The 559-nt window shown below is 41.9% G+C and carries 1 protein-coding gene; it reads right to left on the bottom strand.

From position 1 onward, the window contains the following. On the bottom strand, window positions 1-559 hold a 559-nt coding region (locus R7E78_RS29270), incomplete at both ends, for an ABC transporter substrate-binding protein (RefSeq protein WP_318059038.1).

The raw sequence follows: 559 nt of genomic DNA, 5'->3' as shown, positions 1-559 counted from the left end.
TTTCATCCTTCTCACCTTTGAAAAAGTGTTTTGGACGAGGTTGGAAGCCATTGCTTGGCATATTAATCATGACCATCAGAGAATCATGACTCTGTGCAACCGCTAAATTAACACGGATGGTGTAATCATCAATTTTTTCCACGCTAACAATGCTGTTGGTAAAAAAGTCATTGTACCAAGGGTCAATAATGTCTTTTGAGGTGTAGTACTGCATCATAAAGACATAATCATCGGCCGTGATTTTCTCACCATCAGACCATTTCGCAGTGTCATCAAGCTTAAAATAAACCGTTTTATTATCTTCACCAAATGCCCATGACTTAGCCAATTGAGGAATCCACTTACCCGTATTTGGGTGACGTTGAGCCATTTTTGGTGTGCCATCCATCAAATATTGACGCAATCCAGAGTTAGCATCCGGACCAACACTGCGTAATGTCTGCGGGAAACTTTCGATGTAAGTGCGGTAAGTTCCACCATAAACGGCTTCTTCCGAAGCAAATAACGGCTCATTATTGTTTGAAACCCACTCGATATCAGCAGGCAACTCAGCTGCATG

The sequence above is a fragment of the Vibrio sp. YT-19(2023) genome (assembly GCF_033337395.1).
Note: the sequence above shows the minus strand (reverse complement) of the source record. Positions and strands in the feature narration are given on the sequence as shown.